Genomic DNA, 20,052 nt, shown 5'->3' with positions numbered 1-20,052 from the left:
ATTTTGAAGATTATTCATACATCTGACTGGCATTTAGGTAAACTTCTTGAAGGCAACAGCAGACTTGAAGAACAGGAGCAATTCATTGATGAATTTGTACAGAAGGTTGAAGAAAAAGATGCAGATCTAATTATTATAGCAGGTGATATTTACGATTCGGGCAATCCTTCAGCAAAGGCTGAATGTCTTTTTTATAATGGAGTTAAAAGAATTTCAAATAATGGCCGTCGGGCAATTCTAATAATAGCAGGTAATCATGACAGTCCTGAAAGACTGGAAGCAGTTATACCTCTTGCAAGAGAACAGGGAATTATCATTTTGGGAACTCCAAAAAGTGTTATTGAAACAGGAAAGTTTGGAAGCTTTAATGTGGTGGATTCAGGAGAAGGATATATAGAGCTTTGCATTAATAATGAAAGTGCAGTGATTTTAACAATTCCTTATCCTAGTGAGAAAAGATTAGGAGAAATATTGTCTCAGGAAAGTGATGAGGAACAAGTTCAAAAAAGCTATTCTGCAAGAATTGGAGAAATTTTTAATGAGCTGTCAAAGAAATATAGAAAAGACACAATTAATCTGGCAGTATCACATCTTTATGTTGCAGGGGGCGAAACCTCAGACTCTGAAAGAGCAATTCAGTTAGGAGGAAGTTATGCAGTACAGCTTAATGACCTTCCTAAAAAAGCTCAATATATAGCCCTTGGACATCTGCATAAAAATCAGGTTTTTAATATAGATGATGTACCTGTAGTATACTGCGGTTCACCTATTAAATACAGTAAAAAGGAAAAAAACAATAAAAACTGTATTTATTTTATTGATTTAAAGCCAGGTGAAAAGGCAGCTCCTGAAAGAATATATTTAACTGATTATAAGCCCATAGAAGTATGGAAATGCAAAAGTATAGATGAAGCAATTGACAGATGCAGAAATGATGGTAAAAGAAATATATGGGTTTATATTGAGATTGACTGTGATAGAATTATTTCTCAGCAGGAAATTAAAGAAATGAAGGACTACAGGCCTGATATAATAGAAATAAAGCCAAACCTTAAAGGTGCAGAAAATGAAAATGAAATTTATGAAAATCTTACAGAAAAAAGCATGGAAGAAGTCTTCAGAAAGTTTTACCTGTGGAGAAATGAAACAGAGCCCACTCAGGAGCTTGTAGAATTATTTTTGAGCATTGTGGATGAGAAGGAAATGTAATGAAGCCTATACGTCTTGAAATTGAAGGATTTAACAGCTTTAGAGATAAGCAGATAATAAATTTTAAAAAGTTAACTGATAAAGGATTCTTTGGCATTTTCGGCAAAACAGGCAGCGGCAAATCATCTATTCTTGATGCCATAATTTACGCTCTTTATGGAAAAATAGAACGTGATCAGGGAGGGTTTATAAATTTAAATTCTGATAAGGCTGTTATTAAATATACATTTGAAATAGGTGCTGGTGATGAAAGAAAAACATATCATATTCACAGAGTAACAAAACGGGATAAAAACGGAGGCTATAAGAGTACAATTGCAAAATTATATCAGGTTAAAGGTGAAAATCTTGAAATACTTTGCGATGGAAAGTCAAATGTTGACAAGAAAGTAATAGAAATTATAGGATTAAAGCACACTGATTTTACAAGGGCCGTGGTTCTTCCTCAAGGAAGATTCAGTGAATTTTTAAAGACAACTCCTAAGGAAAGAAGCGAAATGCTGGAAAGATTATTTGGCTTAAAAAAATATGGAAGTGCTCTTACAGAAAAGCTTAAAAAAGAATCTCAAAAGAATAATAATGAGCTCATTAGGATAGAAGGAGAATTAGGATATTATAAGGATGTTAATGAAGAAAAATTAAATTATATAAGTAATGAATACAATGATTTGCTAAAACAGGTTGAAAACCTTAGAGGGAAAAAGAAGGAAGCAGATAATACTTTTGATAAATATAAAAATATCTGGCTTCTTCAAAATGACCTTAACAGCAGGCTAATTGAAAAAAATAAATACATGGCTGATAAACCGATTATGGATGAAAAGAAAAGGCTTGCAAAGGATGGAGAAAGGGCTTTATTGGTTAAGCCATACATTGACAGATTTGAGTCGGCTGAGAAGAATCTCCACAGTGTTACAGAAAATTTAGCCAATGAAAATAAAGAATATACACATATAAAATCACTAATAGAAAATATAAGTGGTGAGTATGAAAAAGCTTATACCATTAAAGAAAAAGAACTGCCTGAATTAAATAAAAAAGAGGCAAATGTATCTCAGGCTATAAAAATGATTCAGCAGCTAAATCAATATGATACTGAAATTAATGCATTAAAAGAAAACTATTCACTTACAGACAAAGAAAGGAAGACATTAGAAAGCAGCATTAATTCAAAAAAAGAAGAATTAAAACACTGCATAAATACAATAAGCATAAAAGAAAGTGAAATAGCTGATATATTTTTATCACCTGAAGAAAGAGAAAAAACCATTAAAGCTCTTGATATTGAAAAAAGCATTAAAAATATAAATATTGATATAGAAAAGCTTATAAAGGAAAATGAAAAACAAATAGCTGAAATAAATATTGATAAAAAAGCATTAGCTGATATGGAGAAAAAGTTTAATGAAGTAAAAGATGAAATTGAAGTTATAAAAGTAAAGTTGACAGAATTAAATGGTAATTGCCCTGGAGATAATGATTTATTAATTGAAAAATTAAATCAATACAATGATTTTGAAAAAAAGCTGGAAGAAAATAAAAAAATACTGGATTTAAAACTTCAAAAGGAAAAAGAATATACACAGTTAAAAAACAGTTATGAAGAATTAAAAGTAAAAAAGAAAAATAAGAGTGCAGATATACTTCATATATCTGAAAAACTTAAAAAAGAAAAAAATGAACTTGAACATATAAAAGTTAATAATATGGCAGGGATTATTGCTTCAAATTTGAAAGAAAATGATCCCTGCCCAGTATGCGGCAATGTACATAAAGTGAAATTAGCTGAACTTGTTGATGTTAAAGTAATTGAAGAAAAAAATGTTATAATAAATGAGTTGGAACATGAGTATGAAAGTTTAGACAAAGAAATAAGAGCTTTAGATACTGAATTTGTACAAACAGAAGTTACTTTAAATTCTGTAACCTGTGATCTAAAAGATAAGGAATTAAAATTAAAAGACTTCAATGTTAAAGAAGAAGAATTAGTTCTTGAGAAAATAAAGAAAGAATATATTCAATTAAAATACAGCATGGAACAATGGAAAATAGAAAAAGAAGAATCCTCAAATAAATTAAGTGAACTGGAAAAGAACAAATCATCACTTGAAATTCAAAAGGTAAGATTTGAAGAAGCTGTAAGAAAAGGTACAATTCTTACTGAGAAATACACTAGTGATATTAATAATAAAAATATGGATTTATCAAAGTTTAGTGAAAAAATAAAATTTATAAAAGATGAGCTGGGTATTGATGACTTCCAGAGCAGATATACTGATATTATTGAAAATGATAAGAAAAGGGCCAATTTAGAAAAACAGTTAAAGGATACCAGAGCTTTAAAGGAACACATTGAAAACACCATTAAAACTGACAATGAGAATCTTCAAATTAAAGTTAATGAATTATCTACCATGTTGGAAAGTGGAAAACAAAAGGCACAATTTATAGAAAAGCTTAAAAATGACATTAAAACACTTTCTGATGGCATGAAACCTGAATCATATATTGAAGAAATAAAAAGTAAGATTTTATTAATAATAAATAATGAAAAAAAGCTTAAGGATAATCTTGAAAATCATACAGTCAAAAAAAATGAAATAGAAAAAAATATAAATACCCTTAGCAGATTAAAAGACAATTTTTTAAAGGATACTGGGAGATTTAAAGAAGAGCTAAACATAAAGCTGAAAGAAAATTCATTTAGTTCTAAGGAAGATGTTATTGCTTCATACTTAAATAAAGGTGATTTAAAGGCTTTACAGTTGGAAATAAAAAAATATGATGATGAATGCAATAAAATATTAAATAATATTGAAGAAATAGAAAAGAAATTAAATGGAGAAAAAATAGAAAAAGAACAATGGGATGAAATTCAAAAAAACACTGCAGAGTTAAATAAGCTTTTAGAAGAAAAAATAGGAATTATTGCTGCAAAAAAAAGCGAAATTTCCAAAATGAAAGCACTTGTTGAAAAGTTAAAGCTTATTTTAATAGAAAGAGAAAAATACCTTCACAAAAAAGACCTTTTAGATGAATTGGAAAAGATATTTAAAGGAAATAAGTTTGTAGAATTTGTTGCTCACGGCCAATTAAAATATGTAACTGCTGAGGCGTCCAGAAGGCTTTTAAGAAACACCAAGGATAAATTTGAGCTTAAGCTTAATGAAGATGGGGAATTTTATATTAAGGATAATTCCAGCGGTGGATTGCTTCGTTCTACAAGTTCTTTATCAGGCGGCGAGTTATTTTTAGCTTCTTTGTCATTAGCACTAGCCCTTTCATCCCATATTCAGTTAAAAGGCTCCGCTCCTTTGGAATTTTTCTTTCTTGATGAAGGCTTTGGTACTTTAGATGATGAATTACTGGATACAGTTATGGATTCTCTTGAAAATCTTAGAAGTGAAAAGTTAAGTGTTGGAATAATTAGTCATGTTAAGGAGCTTAGAGACAGAGTACCTATTAAAATACTGGTTAAATCATCATCTGCGGTTGAGGGCAGTAAAATTGTAATAGAAAACAGTTAATAAAGGAGAAAAAGATGAACGATAAAAATATTGAAATGATGAAAAAAATAATTGAAGAAAAGAAAAAGAAAAGTTCCATGCAAAGTGGAAGCTCAAGGGCTCAAAAAAACATAGGACATGAAAAAAAGGCAAGCAGAAGCTCCAAGAAAACAGGGGGCCTGTTTGACAAATAATAAACAAGGGAATGCTCAGGCATTCCCTTATTTATGTTTATTTTAACAGTTCTATATATTTTTTCATATACATAGGCAGGTCTTCTGGGCGTTTGCTGGAAATCAGGTTTCCGTCTACAACAACAGGTTCATCCAGCCATATTCCCCCTGCATTTTCCATATCATCTTTTATACCAGGAGTGCTTGTAACATTTCTTCCATTCACTATTTTAGCTGAAATAGTAACCCAGCCTGCATGGCAGATTTCACCTATAACCTTATTTGTTGAATTCATGTCCTGTACAATTTTAAGGACTTCCGGGAATCTCCTTAATTTATCAGGTGCCCATCCACCTGGAATTAATAAACCGTCATAGTCAGAAGCATTGATATCGGAAAAACTGCAGTTTGATTCTGCAGGCAGTCCATATTTACCCACATAATTCTTTTTACCTTTTACGCCAGCAACGACAACATCAATACCCTCTTCCCTTAATCTGAGCACAGGATACCAGAATTCAAGATCCTCAAAGCCATCATAAATAAATGTAACTACTTTTTTGTTTGATAACATAATATCACTCCTTTAATTTTATTTTTCTAATTCAGATAATCTTTTTTCTCCAACTATTTTTAAAAGATTGTATAAAGCAAAATCAAGTACAATAAACAAAGCTGTAATGGAAATAAAAGCAGCAATAACTGATAAATTCAGCTTAAAGCTTAAAAATATAATCAATGCAGACAGCAAAAAACCTGCTAAAATGCATATTAAAGTATTGAAATTCTGCTTTACAGCCTTCTGTTCATTATCCCAGTTAAGCTTAGGAAAATATAAATCAAGAATTATCCCAGCAATATTTGTAAAAATTACTGATAAGATCATAACTATAATCATAAATAAGATCATTAATGGTGACAGCCTAAAAAATACTATACTTAAAACAAGTATTATAGAAAGCCCTATGAAGCTTACCAAAATACCTGAAAATACTTTAGCCAGCAGTTGTTTTGTGTAGCTTAAAGGTATATATTTCATAAAAAATAAGCTATTGCCTTCTCTTGATATAGCTGTAGGTGTTACACAATTAGCAGCCCCAAAGAATATTCCCGCTGCTGCAGAAAAAGCTAATGTTTTTCCAGAGTATGAACTATTTCTTATCATCTCAAATAAAAGCTTTAACTGATCTTCACTGGCACCATTGCTTTTATTTGCAATAAAGGGGAGAATCATAAAAATAGGCCATAAAAAATTAGGTAAAATACAGTTTATAAAGTAAGGAGGAGTTCTAAATAAAATTTTAACTTCCTTTAAAAAGTATGTTTTCATAGCAGAACTCTTAACCACAGTCTTGGCAAATTGCCCTTTATTAATTTTTTTTCTTTTTGATGATGATTCAGAAAGTCCAGCAACACCTTTTAAATATAACAGTTTTCCCATATAGTAGGCTAAAACAAGAGTTATTACAGTAACCAGGATAAATAAAATAAATGCCATGAATCCACTTACTGTACTATAATTTATAATAGCATTAGATATTAAGCCGCTGCCGGGAAATAGTGAACTTGTGGTGTTTGATATCTTCGAGGCTGTATCTGCCAATTGTTTTGAATTTTGAAATTTATTTGCTGCACTTTGCATGAAAAAGTTAAAAGCAAGTGCAAAAAAAACACCCACAATTCCAGCAATGGTCTTGAACATATCTTTATTTTTTGACATATTTACAAATGGCATTATTATAATACTTAAAAGTAAAGCAATAGTTATAGGAATCACTGGAATAAGCATCATTCCTATAATGCTGTAAATCCAGTATATTAAACCACTGCCGGAACCAATTCCATAAATTATTGTAAAAGGCAAAAGTATAACAGCTACTATTGAATACTCATAAACTATGGTAACAGTAAATTTACTCATTACTATTGTTTCACCAGCTACAGGAAGTGGAAGCAGATAATCTGTATCTCTTGAGAAATAAAAAATGTTCATAACATAAAATACTCCAAAGAAGAATATAACGAAGCTTACTAATGAGTAATTTATACCAGCCAGAATATTAGTCATGCCATACATAGATAAAACTTTAAAAAGAGCAGAATTTATCATCCAGGAGAAAAATGCAAACATAGTTAAAACAGCTAATTGTAATATTATGTAGCCCACTCTGTTTTTTCTTTTACCTGAAGAAAAACTGCCATAATAACCTTTTAATAAGAACTTAGTTAAAATAATAAATTTATTCATTTTCATCTTCCACCAATTCCAAAAACATTTTTTCAAGGGATTCATCCTCTTTAAGGTTACTTTTCATTTCCTTTATTGAACCACAGAATAAGATTTTACCTTTATTTATTATGGCAACTCTGTCACATAATTTTTCGGCTACCTCAAGAACATGAGTTGAAAAGAACACCGTTTTACCGCTGTCAGCATGACTTCTCATCATTTCCTTTAAAACATAAGAGGATTTAGGATCAAGACCTGTCATGGGTTCATCCAATATCCAAACAGATGGATCGTGCACTAATACACCCATTACTATAATCTTTTGACGCATTCCATGAGAATAACTGCCTATTTTATCTCCAATTGCAGAATCCATATCAAATTCCTGGCTTAGCTTATTTATTCTTTCCTGTCTTATATCAGTGGGGATATCATAAATGTCAGACATAAAATTTAAATATTCTATACCTTTTAATCTTAAAAACATGTCTGGATTGTCCGGTACATACCCTATCTGCTGCTTTGCATCAATAGGATGCTTTAATATGTCCACTCCATTTACATTAATTGACCCGCTATCTGGCTTTATAATACCAGTTATCATCTTAATAGTTGTACTTTTTCCAGCACCATTTGGACCTAAAAATCCGAAAATTTCTCCAGAGTTTATGGTTAATGTTAAATTATCCACTGCCTTAAATTTACCATTATAGCTTTTTGAAATTCCATTAAGTTCAATCATAGTTACCTCCAATATAAATATATTTATATTTAATATACCAAAAAATTCAAAACAAGTAAAATGATAAATAAAATTTATAAAAGCTTATTACTTTTTATAAAGCACAATTTAATGTTTTTAATGCAAAATAAATAGTATTTGTTATAATAAGAAATATGGTGTCTATGCAGGCGCTATGTAAAGTAAAAAATAATTGAATTAAAATGGAGAGATGAAAAATGGCTGTAGAGGTATTAACTGATAGTACAAGTTACATAAACAAAGATATTATTGAAAAATTAAATATTAATATAGTGTCATTAAGCGTTAGGTTTGATGATGTGAGTTTTAAGGAGACTGAAATAGACAACGAAAGCTTTTATAAAATGATGGATGAGAAGGGTATACCCATATCATCACAGCCATCCGCTGGAGAAATGTACGTTGAAATGGAGAAGGTTGTTAAAAGAGGAAATAGCCTTTTAGCTGTATTCATATCTTCTGAAATGAGTGGAACCTGCCAGACAGCTCATATGGCTAGGAAAATGATTCTGGAGAAATATAAAGATGCAGAAATAGAAATTGTGGATTCCAGATCAAACAGTATGCAGCTGGGATTTGCAGTAATTTCTGCAGCAAAAGCCGCAAAGGACGGCAAATCACTATTGGAAGTTAAAGAAGCTGCTGAAAGTAATCTAAAAAAGAGCAGATTTTTGTTTATTCCTAAAAATCTGGTATATTTAAAAAAAGGCGGAAGAATAGGAGGAGCTAATGCTCTAATTGGTAATCTTCTCAAGATAATTCCAATATTAACTGTGGAAAATGGCAATGCATCTGTATTTACCAAGGTAAGAACAAAGCAGAGGGCTATAAAAACCATGGCCCAAAAGATGTTTCAGGATATAAACGATTTTGGACTTGGTGAAATAGTAATTCATAATATAAATTGCTATGATGAAGCCAAGGAACTGGCAGAATATATAATGGAAAAGCTGAAAGTAAATATAAACATATGTGATATCGGACCAGTAATTGGACTTCATGTAGGGCCTGGAGCAATTGGCATAGTATATTATACTAAGGAAGATTTAAGGTAATATAAATACACTATACAAAGGAGGATGCTCATGGAGGAGAATGCTGGATTAATATTAAAAAAATACTTTGGCTATGACAAATTTAGACAGGGACAGGAAGAAATTATTAATGACGTGTTAAATGGAGTAGATACATTAGCAATTATGCCTACAGGAGCAGGAAAATCCATTTGCTTTCAAGTACCGGCTATGCTGTTTTCAGGTATTACTCTGGTAATTTCACCATTAATATCACTTATGAAGGATCAGGTTGATAATTTAAATAAATTAGGCATTGAAGCAGCATATATTAATAGTACCCTAAGCATTGATGAACAAAGGAGAATAATGCAGGGTGTAATCAATGGAATATATAAATTAGTATATATTGCCCCGGAAAGACTGGATTCAGAGGTATTTTGCAGTGCACTTAAAAATATGGATATTTCTTTTGTAGCAGTAGATGAGGCCCACTGTGTTTCTCAATGGGCTCACGATTTCAGACCAAGTTATGGTAAAATAGCTGCATTTATCAGCTCACTTAAAAAAAGACCCGTAATTGGTGCATATACTGCAACTGCAACAGAAGCTGTAAGATGTGATATAATAAACCTTTTAAAATTACAGAAACCCAATGTACATATAACTGGATTTGATAGAAAAAACTTATTTTTCTCAGTGCTTAGAGGAGAAAATAATGATGGCTTTATATTATCTTATCTTTCAAAACACAAAGGCAGTACAGGAATAATATACACATCTACAAGAAGAGAAGCAGAAAGACTTAGTAATCTTTTAAACAGTAAAAAAGTTAAAGCAGGAGTTTATCATGCTGGTTTATCAGAACAGGAAAGAACTGAAATACAAAATAAATTTGCATATGATGATATTGATGTAATGGTGGCCACAAATGCCTTTGGAATGGGAATTGACAAATCTAATGTAAGATTTGTAATACACAATAATCTGCCCAAAAATATAGAAGCATACTATCAGGAAGCTGGCAGGGCGGGAAGAGACGGAGAAAAAAGTGACTGCATTTTGTTATTTCAGCCAAAGGATATACAGCTTCAGACATATTTTATAGAACAAAAACAATTGCCAGAAGATAGAAAGGAATATGAATATAAAAGCTTAAGGGCAATGATAGATTACTGTTATACTTCTAAATGCCTTAGAAAGTATATGCTTGAATACTTTGGCGAAACAGTACAGATAGACAATTGTGGAAATTGCGGAAACTGCTGTGACAAAACTGAAAAAGTAGACATAACTATAGAGTCTCAGAAGATATTTTCATGTGTATATAGATTAAGAGAAAGGTATGGAACCAATATAGTAGCAGAAGTTTTAAAAGGTTCAAATAATAAAAAATTACTTACCCATGGCTTAAATAAGGTATCTACCTATGGCATTATGAAGGAGTATAAAACAAAGATAATATCAGACATGATAAATAAACTTGCTGCGGATGGGTATTTAAATCTTACTGTAGGAGAATATCCAGTACTGAAATTAACAAATAAATCATTACATGTGCTTAAAAATAATGAAAAAGTTTTTATGAATGTTGCTAAAATAGAAGATGTGAAGCAGGATCAAAATGAATTATTTGAGTTACTTAAGAAATTCAGAAAGACAATGGCAGTTGAAGAAAAAGTTCCTCCTTATATTATCTTTTCTGATACAACCTTAAAGGACATTAGTGAATATCAGCCATTAACTAAAAATGAGTTTTTAAATATAAAAGGTGTAGGAGAAATAAAATTTGAGAGATATGGGAATAAGTTCATTGATTTAATTAAACAATATAATGATGAAAAAGAAATTAATAAAGCTCCAGCTGTTTTAATTGATAGTAGAGAAACAAAGACACCAAGTCACAAATTATCATATAATTTGTATAAGGATGGTAAAACTATTGATGAAACCTGTAAAATCAGAGGACTCAGTATGCAAACAATAGAGTCTCATCTTGTAAAATGCATTGAAGAAGGAGAAAACATAGATATTAATGAATTTATACCTGACAAATATATAGAACCTATTAAAGCTGCTATAGCTCAGTACCCAGATAGTAAGCTTAAGGAATTAAAGGAGAACTTACCAGAGGAAGTTGAATATTTCTGGATTAAATTAATTAAAAGCTCAATAAAAAAGTAAAAATCCAAGAAATAATCTTTGAAAAAAAGTTGATTTTGGGGAAAATGCTGTAATTATGATATAATAAGATGTGCGTAAGTAAAGTGAAGTTAATTTTTTTATTATTAATATATTAGGAGGGTTATCATGAAAAATACAGACAATTTAGCAATAAACACAATTAGAATATTATCTGCCGAGGCAATTGAAAAAGCAAAATCAGGTCATCCCGGACTGCCAATGGGATGTGCACCAATGGCATATACATTGTGGTCAAAATTTCTAAAACATAATCCTAATAATTCAAAATGGTTAGATAGAGATAGATTTGTACTATCAGCTGGACATGGTTCCATGCTTATTTATTCATTACTGCACATATTTGGATATGATGTCAGCATTGATGATATTAAAAATTTTAGGCAATTAGGAAGTAAAACTCCAGGTCATCCTGAGTACGGTCATACTGATGGCGTTGAAACAACAACAGGACCACTTGGTCAGGGCATATGCAATGCAGTTGGAATGGCTGTTGCAGAAGCTTATCTTGCTGAAAAATTTAATAGAAAAGGATATAATGTTGTAGATCATTATACCTATTCAATAGCTGGTGATGGATGTTTAATGGAGGGTATTTCAGGAGAAGCCAGCTCACTGGCAGGTACTCTTGGCCTTGGAAAACTTATTGTTTTATATGATTCAAATAATATTTCCATAGAGGGAAATACTGACATAGCATTTAGAGAAGATGTAGGAAAGAGATATGAGGGCTATGGCTGGCAGGTTATTAAAGTGGATGATGGTAATGATGTTGATAAAATAAGCACTGCAATTGAAAAAGCTAAAAAGGAAAGCTCAAAGCCAAGCATAATAATAGTAAAGAATACAATTGGTTATGGATGCCCGGCAAAACAAGGTAAAGCTTCAGCACATGGAGAACCTTTAGGAGAAGAAAACTTAAAAGCATCAAAGGAATTCTTAAACTGGAATTATGAACCATTCACAGTGCCTGACCAAGTGAAAGATGCTATGGTTCAATTCAGAAAAGAAGCTGATGAAAAGGAGAATAGCTGGAACAGTTTATTTGCAGATTACAAAAAAGCATATCCAGAACTGGCAGAGGAATGGGATTTATGGTTTAATGGAAAGAACTCTTTAGATTTATTAAATAACAAGGAATTATGGAGTTTTGACAAGCCAATGGCAACTCGTGAATCATCAGGCATAATTATTAACAGATTAGCTAAACTAATTCCAAACTTAATTGGCGGTTCTGCAGATTTAGCACCTTCAAATAAAACTTATATGAAGGATATGGGAGATTTCTCAGCAGAAAATAGAACAGGAAGAAATCTGCACTTTGGAGTAAGAGAACATGCCATGGCAGCCATTGCAAATGGAATTTATCTTCATGGAGGTTTAAAAGTTTTTGTATCCACATTCTTTGTGTTCAGTGATTATATGAAGGGTGCCATGAGATTATCTGCATTAATGAAGCTGCCAATTACTTATGTACTTACACATGATAGTATTGGAGTAGGAGAAGACGGACCAACACATGAACCTATTGAACAGCTGGCATCACTAAGAAGTATTCCAAATATGACAGTTTTCAGACCTGCAGATTCAAAAGAAACTGCAGCAGCATGGTGCTTAGCTATGACAAAACAGGATGGCCCAACATCATTGATCCTTACAAGACAAAAGCTGCCTTTATACAAGGAAACTGGAGCTGAAGCTCTTAAAGGTGCATATATCCTTAAGGACTCAAAGAAGGATATACCAGATGTAATTTTAATGGCATCAGGTTCAGAAGTTGAATTTATTTACAAAGCAGCAGAACAATTACTTGATAAAGGTATTGATGCAAGAGTTGTAAGCATGCCTTCCTTTGAACTATTTGATGCTCAAAGTCAGGAGTATAAAGAAAAAATACTACCAAATAAGGTTAGAGCAAGAGTTGCAGTTGAAGCTGCTTCATCATTTGGATGGCATAAATATGTAGGCTTGGATGGTAAAATTATATCTATAGATCATTTTGGAGCATCTGGAAAAGGAGAAGCATTATTCAAAGAATTTGGAATAACTACTGAAAATGTTGTTGATACAGTTATTAATTTAATAGGTTAATTTTTAATTTTAACCCCGGAGATGTTCTTGTAACACTCTGGGGTATTTTGCTTTGTTGATTGTAAGAACTTTAGCATAATTTTAAGCTTTCTGGATAAACTACTTCCAGAAAGGAAGGGATGAAATGGATAAGGATTTACAGAATTTATTAATGAATATTCAGTCAGATGTGAAAAAAATCAATAGTAAATTGGATGAACTGGAGAGAGTTTCATCCAACGGCAGTTTTGTATATACAGATACAGATATTAATTCAAAGCAGCACAGAAAATCAGAAGAATAATAAAAAATGGGGCTGTCGCATTAGCATAAAAAAATATGCTAACGCGGCAGCATTTTTTTTGTGTTTTATAGAAAATTTAATGATATTTTAGTCCCCAATGAGCTTGATAATTAAAAAAAGACGCACTTTAATAAGCCTTTCATATTAAGGCTTTTTTTGATTTGCAGAGTTTTTAAAATTTTAAAGTTTGATAATTATGCACCTTTTTTAAGTGGAAAAAGATGCGTTTCAGTTCTATCTAACTGAATTTTATTATGTAGCTTATTTATATTATGTGCCATTGCTAACAAAATACTTTCTGCCAAAACATTCTTTTTACCTTTGCATAGATATCTACGAAATCCCATATCCTGTTTTATCTCTCCAAAAGAGCCTTCGGCTTGAATACTTCGATTCATTCTCAACTCGCAACCATCATCACTTATAATTCTTTCAAGATCCTCTTTGCGAAGCATGTTGAATAGTTTTGAAGTCTCAAGATTTTTAACCCTTTCTTCTAATGGCGTTTTACAGTTATGTCCTCTTATGCATTTACTCTTGTAAACACAGTTACTGCAGTCCTCACAAGTATAGATTGTTTTTTCACTTATATAGCCAGTCTTACTTTTCCTTTTTACTATTTTATTTACTGTTAGTTTCTTATTATTTTTGCAAGTATAATAATCGCCCAATTCAGTATAATCCATGTTTTCTATTCTGCTTATATCATGTTTATATTTTCTTGTTTTTGATATTTCATAATTTGCTGGTTTAATATATGATAGCTGTCCATTTTCTTTGATATAAAGATAATTTTCTTCACTCTCGTAACCTGAATCCGCATCAATTTTAAAATACTTAAAGTACAAGGAATTCTCCATGCTTTTTATAAATGGAATCAATGTTGTTGTGTCCCCAGGCTTATCGCAAACAGTAACCCATACTATATATTGGGAATCTACTCCATTCTGAACATTGTAACCTGGTTTTAACTGACCATTTTTCATAGCATCCTCTTTCATCCTCATAAAGGTTGCATCTTTATCTGTCTTGGAATAGCTATTACGTTTACCGCAGGTATGGATTTTCTGTGTATATTCTTTTAACTTTCTAAGGTATTCCTCAAGTTTTTCAATAGAACGTTGAATAGGAGTTTTCCTTTTACCACATCCATGTACAAATTCAATATTTTCTTCCTTTTTCAAGGCGTAAAGCTTTTTGCGTAGCTTTTTTACATGTTTCATTTTTACTTTGTTTTCGTATACAAGCTTTATTCCATACAATTCCTCACATTCGGCTACAAAATCAGCTAATTTAGAAAGTAATCTCTCCAGGTTTTTTGAAACTGCTTTTTTCCAGACGAAAGTATACTTGTTAGCACATGCCTCTATCTTTGTACCATCAATAAATATAGTATCTCCTGATATTTCTCCAATCTCATAAAGAAAATTTGACATTTCAGCCATTATTGTTTCTGAGCACGGGGCAAAATGAATACTACGAAATCTTGCAAAAGTAGAATGATCTGGTGCTGGTGAACCTTCTAAAAGGTACATGAAATTTACATCTCTTTTGCAGGATAGCTCCATTGCTCTTGATGAATAATTATGATTCATATAGGAGTAAAGTACAATCTTCAGCATCTGACGTGGCGTAGCCTGATTTTCCCTTATTCGGGAATAAGTCGAATATAAATCTGTTAAATCCATCTCCTCTACAAATTGACTTAGCAAACGCACTGAATCATTATTGGGAATCATGTACTCAATATTTAATGGAAGTTTTAATTGATAATTTCCACGATATAAAGTATAATTTTTGTGTGAATTAATGTATTTTCTCATATGTTAATTTTACTATAAATCTTTCACTCTTTCGAGTGGAAGATTTATTTTTATGTAAAAAAGCTGCCGCACCAATTATTTTAGTGCAACAGCCCCATTTTTTACCTAACTGGATTATCAGTAATAATTCCATCAGCTCCTAAATTTATAAACTTATTTTTTTCAGAATTGGAGTCTACGGTCCATACATAAACCTGTCTCTTTAATTTGTGCATATCATGTATAACTTTCTCATTAACTAATTTCTTATCTATGCTGTAGAAATCCACTTTATATGATGGTAAGTCATTAACATGTCTTAAAACTATATATCCTGTTCTTATTTTCGGATTAATTTTTTTTACTAATAACAAGCTGTTGTAATTAATAGAATGTATACTGCAGCTGCTTACCATATTATTTTTTTCTATTAAGTTTACTACATCTTCAGTTAATTTTTCATAATCCTTATTATATGTTTTTAATTCTATTATTAATTTAACTTTTCCTTTAGATTCTTTAAGAATTTGTTTCAAAGTTGGAACTCTTTCATTCTTAAAGGACTTTGAGAAACCTGAACCAATATCAAGTTTAGAAACTTGGTCATAATTAAGCTGTGAAACTAATTCATTTACGCCAGTTGTTCTCTTTATGCTTCTATCGTGCATTAATACAACAACACCGTCATTTGTCTCCTGAACATCAATTTCTGCATAATCTGATTTAGCCTTAATTGCCTTCTCAATGGAACTTGCAGAATTTTCCGGAGCAGCCTTTGAGTACCCCCTATGTGCTATAATAACGCTTTTTTTCGCTGCAAGTGCTTCATTAACAGATGAAGAAGATAAAATTAAAATAAAAGAAAAAATAATGCAAACAATCATGGCGATATTTATTTTAGGAAAACTTCTAAGGCTTTTAAATAATGATTTTATACTTAGTTTTGAGTTTAATTTACTTATAAAATTTTTTAATAAAATAATAATCGCCTCCCACAAATTTATTCTTAAAAATACTTAACAAATATTAAAATATTTTAATAAATATTAATACTTTATTAATATTTTATTCAATTATATGAGATTTGTGAGAATAAATCAACTTAAATTTTTCTTTAGTTAAACACCTTATGATTGATTTATGATAATGTCTTAATATACCACATATGATTATGTCCCAAATGCAAAAAATATAGTATAATGATACCTCAAGAGAATTGAGGTGGACATAATGAGAAAGGTAAATTTAACTATGAAAGAAAATGATAAATATACAACTATAAAGAAATTGGTCGAAACAAATGGAAACAAGAAGAGGGCATCCCTTTATCTAAGCTGCTCTATTAGACATATTAATAGAATGATCAAAGGATATCAGGAACAGGGAAAGGCTTATTTTATTCATGGTAATCATGGGAGAAAACCAGTCCATACACTTGATGATGAGACAAGACAATTAATTATTGACCTTTATCGTACCAAATACTCTGATGCTAATCTCACCCACTATTCTGAGTTATTAGAGAAGCATGAGCATATCAAAGTATCCATTAGCACCATCCGTTCAATCCTTATGCAGGAATTCATCCTGTCTCCTAAGGCTAAGCGTGCTACAAGGAAAAAGGTTAAAGCTCAATTAGAGGAATTGAAGAATGTAGCCAAATCTCCAAAAGAGGTTTCTAACATTCAGAATGCAATTATTGCAGCTGAAGATGCACACCCGAGGCGCCCTAGATGTGCTTACATAGGTGAGATGCTCCAGATGGATGCTTCACAGCATCTTTGGTTCGGTAAGAATAAAACCCAATTACACATTGCTGTAGATGATGCTACAGGTGCTATTATGGGAGCTTATTTTGACTCACAAGAGACCCTAAACGGGTATTACCATGTGTTACACCAGGTACTCACGGAACACGGTATCCCTTATATGTTATTTACAGATAGACGTACTGTATTTGAATACAAAAAGAAAAAGTCCCCTTCAGTTGAAGAGGATACTTTCACTCAGTTTAGCTATGCCTGTAAACAGTTAGGCATAGGAATTAAGACAAGCAGTGTTGCCCAAGCTAAAGGGCGCGTAGAAAGAATGTTTCAGACGTTACAATCACGCCTCCCTTTAGAAATGAGGCTAGCTTGTATCAGCACAATTGAGCAAGCAAATGAATTCTTAAACTCATACATAAAAGAATTCAATGCCCAGTTTGCTTTACCAGTTGATAATATCAAATCTGTCTTTGAAAAACAACTAGATATTGAAAAAATAAATTTAACACTTGCCGTATTAACCAGTAGGAAGGTTGATAACGGAAGCTGCATCAAATTCAAGAAAAGTTATTACCTCCCTATGGATTGTAATGGATATGCTGTACATTACCGAAAAGGTACTTCAGGTATGGTAATTCAAGCCTTTGATGGTGGAATGTTCTTTTGTGTTGATGAAAAGGTATATGCTCTAGATCTATTACCAGAACATGAACTTACATCAAAAAGCTTTGACCTTGCAGCTCCTGCGGGGCAACCAAAAAAACGTTATATTCCTCCAATGAGTCATCCTTGGAAACAAGCTTCTTTTGAACGTTATCTTAAAAAGCAGAAACATAGGCAGGAAAATATAGCATAAAAGTAAATGCCATAATATTACTATTCCTCCTTTTAAGTATAAAACTCAGAAGGCTTATTAAGCATACCCAAAATCCAGGAAAGCCTCATTATTTATTTTAGAAGTAAAACCTAACTAAAAAGGGGCTGTCGCATTAGCATAAAAAAATATGCTAACGCGGCAGCATTTTTTTTGTGTTTTATAGAAAATTTAATGATATTTTAGTCCCCAATGAGCTTGATAATTAAAAAAAGACGCACTTTAATAAGCCTTTCATATTAAGGCTTTTTTTGATTTGCAGAGTTTTTAAAATTTTAAAGTTTGATAATTATGCACCTTTTTTAAGTGGAAAAAGATGCGTTTCAGTTCTATCTAACTGAATTTTATTATGTAGCTTATTTATATTATGTGCCATTGCTAACAAAATACTTTCTGCCAAAACATTCTTTTTACCTTTGCATAGATATCTACGAAATCCCATATCCTGTTTTATCTCTCCAAAAGAGCCTTCGGCTTGAATACTTCGATTCATTCTCAACTCGCAACCATCATCACTTATAATTCTTTCAAGATCCTCTTTGCGAAGCATGTTGAATAGTTTTGAAGTCTCAAGATTTTTAACCCTTTCTTCTAATGGCGTTTTACAGTTATGTCCTCTTATGCATTTACTCTTGTAAACACAGTTACTGCAGTCCTCACAAGTATAGATTGTTTTTTCACTTATATAGCCAGTCTTACTTTTCCTTTTTACTATTTTATTTACTGTTAGTTTCTTATTATTTTTGCAAGTATAATAATCGCCCAATTCAGTATAATCCATGTTTTCTATTCTGCTTATATCATGTTTATATTTTCTTGTTTTTGATATTTCATAATTTGCTGGTTTAATATATGATAGCTGTCCATTTTCTTTGATATAAAGATAATTTTCTTCACTCTCGTAACCTGAATCCGCATCAATTTTAAAATACTTAAAGTACAAGGAATTCTCCATGCTTTTTATAAATGGAATCAATGTTGTTGTGTCCCCAGGCTTATCGCAAACAGTAACCCATACTATATATTGGGAATCTACTCCATTCTGAACATTGTAACCTGGTTTTAACTGACCATTTTTCATAGCATCCTCTTTCATCCTCATAAAGGTTGCATCTTTATCTGTCTTGGAATAGCTATTACGTTTACCGCAGGTATGGATTTTCTGTGTATATTCTTTTAACTTTCTAAGGTATTCCTCAAGTTTTTCAATAGAACGTTGAATAGGAGTTTTCCTTTTACCACATCCATGTACAAATTCAATATTTTCTTCCTTTTTCAAGGCGTAAAGCTTTTTGCGTAGCTTTTTTACATGTTTCATTTTTACTTTGTTTTCGTATACAAGCTTTATTCCATACAATTCCTCACATTCGGCTACAAAATCAGCTAATTTAGAAAGTAATCTCTCCAGGTTTTTTGAAACTGCTTTTTTCCAGACGAAAGTATACTTGTTAGCACATGCCTCTATCTTTGTACCATCAATAAATATAGTATCTCCTGATATTTCTCCAATCTCATAAAGAAAATTTGACATTTCAGCCATTATTGTTTCTGAGCACGGGGCAAAATGAATACTACGAAATCTTGCAAAAGTAGAATGATCTGGTGCTGGTGAACCTTCTAAAAGGTACATGAAATTTACATCTCTTTTGCAGGATAGCTCCATTGCTCTTGATGAATAATTATGATTCATATAGGAGTAAAGTACAATCTTCAGCATCTGACGTGGCGTAGCCTGATTTTCCCTTATTCGGGAATAAGTCGAATATAAATCTGTTAAATCCATCTCCTCTACAAATTGACTTAGCAAACGCACTGAATCATTATTGGGAATCATGTACTCAATATTTAATGGAAGTTTTAATTGATAATTTCCACGATATAAAGTATAATTTTTGTGTGAATTAATGTATTTTCTCATATGTTAATTTTACTATAAATCTTTCACTCTTTCGAGTGGAAGATTTATTTTTATGTAAAAAAGCTGCCGCACCAATTATTTTAGTGCAACAGCCCCTAATGTTTTAAATATTTTGGGACATTTTCAAAAATGCTTGACACTTAAATTTTTCTTTAGTTAAACACCTATAGCCATTTTAAATAACAGTGTTGATGTAATTAGGATAAATAATGACTTTGCAAA

The 20,052-nt window shown here is 31.5% G+C and carries 14 protein-coding genes; 8 read left to right on the top strand and 6 right to left on the bottom strand.

Annotated elements, in window-relative coordinates:
• Positions 1–3: 3 nt before the first annotated feature.
• The 3 genes from EQM05_RS09280 to EQM05_RS15775 are packed head-to-tail and all read left to right on the top strand — an operon-like array spanning position 4 to position 4,909.
• Positions 4–1,209 carry an exonuclease SbcCD subunit D gene (locus EQM05_RS09280; RefSeq protein ID WP_128749779.1) on the top strand — a complete coding sequence of 402 codons (1,206 nt, stop codon included), beginning with the start codon at positions 4–6 and terminating at the stop codon, positions 1,207–1,209.
• Positions 1,209–4,736 (top strand): AAA family ATPase, encoded by a 3,528-nt coding sequence (locus tag EQM05_RS09275; RefSeq protein ID WP_128749778.1) that lies wholly within the window; start codon positions 1,209–1,211, stop codon positions 4,734–4,736. The genes EQM05_RS09280 and EQM05_RS09275 overlap by 1 nt, the downstream gene beginning before the upstream one ends.
• Before the next feature lie 14 nt (positions 4,737–4,750).
• Positions 4,751–4,909 (top strand): hypothetical protein, encoded by a 159-nt coding sequence (locus EQM05_RS15775; protein ID WP_164917254.1) that lies wholly within the window; start codon positions 4,751–4,753, stop codon positions 4,907–4,909.
• A 37-nt stretch (positions 4,910–4,946) separates the two neighbouring features.
• On the opposite strand, the gene EQM05_RS09270 is transcribed toward EQM05_RS15775, so the two are convergent.
• From EQM05_RS09270 to EQM05_RS09260, 3 genes are read right to left on the bottom strand one after another with little or no spacing between them, the layout of a single operon-like run.
• Positions 4,947–5,462 (bottom strand): type 1 glutamine amidotransferase domain-containing protein, encoded by a 516-nt coding sequence (locus EQM05_RS09270; protein WP_128749777.1) that lies wholly within the window; start codon positions 5,460–5,462, stop codon positions 4,947–4,949.
• Between the two features lie 18 nt (positions 5,463–5,480).
• Positions 5,481–7,136: a hypothetical protein gene (locus EQM05_RS09265; protein ID WP_164917253.1), complete on the bottom strand. Its 1,656-nt coding sequence runs from the start codon at positions 7,134–7,136 to the stop codon at positions 5,481–5,483.
• Positions 7,129–7,860 (bottom strand): ABC transporter ATP-binding protein, encoded by a 732-nt coding sequence (locus tag EQM05_RS09260; RefSeq protein WP_128749775.1) that lies wholly within the window; start codon positions 7,858–7,860, stop codon positions 7,129–7,131. Before EQM05_RS09260 ends, EQM05_RS09265 begins: the two co-directional genes overlap by 8 nt.
• 218 nt (positions 7,861–8,078) lie before the next feature.
• Here EQM05_RS09260 and EQM05_RS09255 point away from each other — a divergent pair, with 218 nt between their 5' ends.
• From EQM05_RS09255 to EQM05_RS15770, 4 genes are all read left to right on the top strand, one after another.
• Complete coding sequence (locus EQM05_RS09255; protein WP_128749774.1) at positions 8,079–8,936, top strand: DegV family protein; 858 nt, start codon at positions 8,079–8,081, stop codon at positions 8,934–8,936.
• A 30-nt stretch (positions 8,937–8,966) separates the two neighbouring features.
• On the top strand, positions 8,967–11,078 hold the full coding sequence (gene recQ, locus EQM05_RS09250) for a DNA helicase RecQ (RefSeq protein ID WP_128749773.1): 2,112 nt from the start codon (positions 8,967–8,969) through the stop codon (positions 11,076–11,078).
• A 123-nt stretch (positions 11,079–11,201) separates the two neighbouring features.
• On the top strand, positions 11,202–13,187 hold the full coding sequence (gene tkt / locus EQM05_RS09245) for a transketolase (protein ID WP_164917329.1): 1,986 nt from the start codon (positions 11,202–11,204) through the stop codon (positions 13,185–13,187).
• Between the two features lie 124 nt (positions 13,188–13,311).
• Positions 13,312–13,470, top strand: coding sequence for a hypothetical protein (locus EQM05_RS15770; RefSeq protein WP_164917252.1), 159 nt, complete (start codon positions 13,312–13,314; stop codon positions 13,468–13,470).
• Between the two features lie 194 nt (positions 13,471–13,664).
• Here the strand turns inward: EQM05_RS15770 and EQM05_RS09240 are convergent, their stop codons facing one another.
• Together EQM05_RS09240 and EQM05_RS09235 are read right to left on the bottom strand one after the other, a co-directional pair.
• Entirely contained in the window at positions 13,665–15,293 is a 1,629-nt protein-coding gene (locus tag EQM05_RS09240; protein WP_128748411.1) for an IS1182 family transposase, read from the bottom strand.
• Between the two features lie 101 nt (positions 15,294–15,394).
• Positions 15,395–16,156: a glycerophosphodiester phosphodiesterase gene (locus EQM05_RS09235; protein WP_128749771.1), complete on the bottom strand. Its 762-nt coding sequence runs from the start codon at positions 16,154–16,156 to the stop codon at positions 15,395–15,397.
• Between the two features lie 346 nt (positions 16,157–16,502).
• On the opposite strand from EQM05_RS09235, the gene EQM05_RS09230 reads away from it, so the two are divergent.
• Positions 16,503–17,894: an ISNCY family transposase gene (locus tag EQM05_RS09230; RefSeq protein WP_243108031.1), complete on the top strand. Its 1,392-nt coding sequence runs from the start codon at positions 16,503–16,505 to the stop codon at positions 17,892–17,894.
• A gap of 307 nt (positions 17,895–18,201) precedes the next feature.
• Here EQM05_RS09230 and EQM05_RS09225 read toward each other — a convergent pair whose 3' ends face one another.
• Positions 18,202–19,830, bottom strand: a complete 1,629-nt coding sequence (locus tag EQM05_RS09225) for an IS1182 family transposase (protein ID WP_128748411.1) — start codon at positions 19,828–19,830, stop codon at positions 18,202–18,204.
• Between the last annotated feature and the right edge of the window lie 222 nt (positions 19,831–20,052).

Origin of the sequence: Clostridium sp. JN-9, from assembly GCF_004103695.1 — a bacterium.
In the GTDB taxonomy this organism is placed as follows: Bacteria; Bacillota; Clostridia; order Clostridiales; family Clostridiaceae; genus JN-9.
The sequence above is the reverse complement of the archived record's forward strand: the minus strand, read 5'-3'. Positions and strand labels throughout refer to the sequence as shown.

What these genes read in the sequence shown, in the direction of transcription:
- EQM05_RS09275 (WP_128749778.1), top strand. Translation starts at nt 1,209, where the DNA reads ATGAAGCCTATACGTCTTGAAATTGAAGGATTTAACAGCTTTAGAGAT.
- EQM05_RS15775 (WP_164917254.1), top strand. Translation starts at nt 4,751, where the DNA reads ATGAACGATAAAAATATTGAAATGATGAAAAAAATAATTGAAGAAAAG.
- EQM05_RS09270 (WP_128749777.1), bottom strand. Translation starts at nt 5,462, where the DNA reads ATGTTATCAAACAAAAAAGTAGTTACATTTATTTATGATGGCTTTGAG.
- EQM05_RS09265 (WP_164917253.1), bottom strand. Translation starts at nt 7,136, where the DNA reads ATGAATAAATTTATTATTTTAACTAAGTTCTTATTAAAAGGTTATTAT.
- EQM05_RS09260 (WP_128749775.1), bottom strand. Translation starts at nt 7,860, where the DNA reads ATGATTGAACTTAATGGAATTTCAAAAAGCTATAATGGTAAATTTAAG.
- EQM05_RS09255 (WP_128749774.1), top strand. Translation starts at nt 8,079, where the DNA reads ATGGCTGTAGAGGTATTAACTGATAGTACAAGTTACATAAACAAAGAT.
- recQ (WP_128749773.1), top strand. Translation starts at nt 8,967, where the DNA reads ATGGAGGAGAATGCTGGATTAATATTAAAAAAATACTTTGGCTATGAC.
- EQM05_RS15770 (WP_164917252.1), top strand. Translation starts at nt 13,312, where the DNA reads ATGGATAAGGATTTACAGAATTTATTAATGAATATTCAGTCAGATGTG.
- EQM05_RS09240 (WP_128748411.1), bottom strand. Translation starts at nt 15,293, where the DNA reads ATGAGAAAATACATTAATTCACACAAAAATTATACTTTATATCGTGGA.
- EQM05_RS09235 (WP_128749771.1), bottom strand. Translation starts at nt 16,156, where the DNA reads ATGATTGTTTGCATTATTTTTTCTTTTATTTTAATTTTATCTTCTTCA.
- EQM05_RS09230 (WP_243108031.1), top strand. Translation starts at nt 16,503, where the DNA reads ATGAGAAAGGTAAATTTAACTATGAAAGAAAATGATAAATATACAACT.
- EQM05_RS09225 (WP_128748411.1), bottom strand. Translation starts at nt 19,830, where the DNA reads ATGAGAAAATACATTAATTCACACAAAAATTATACTTTATATCGTGGA.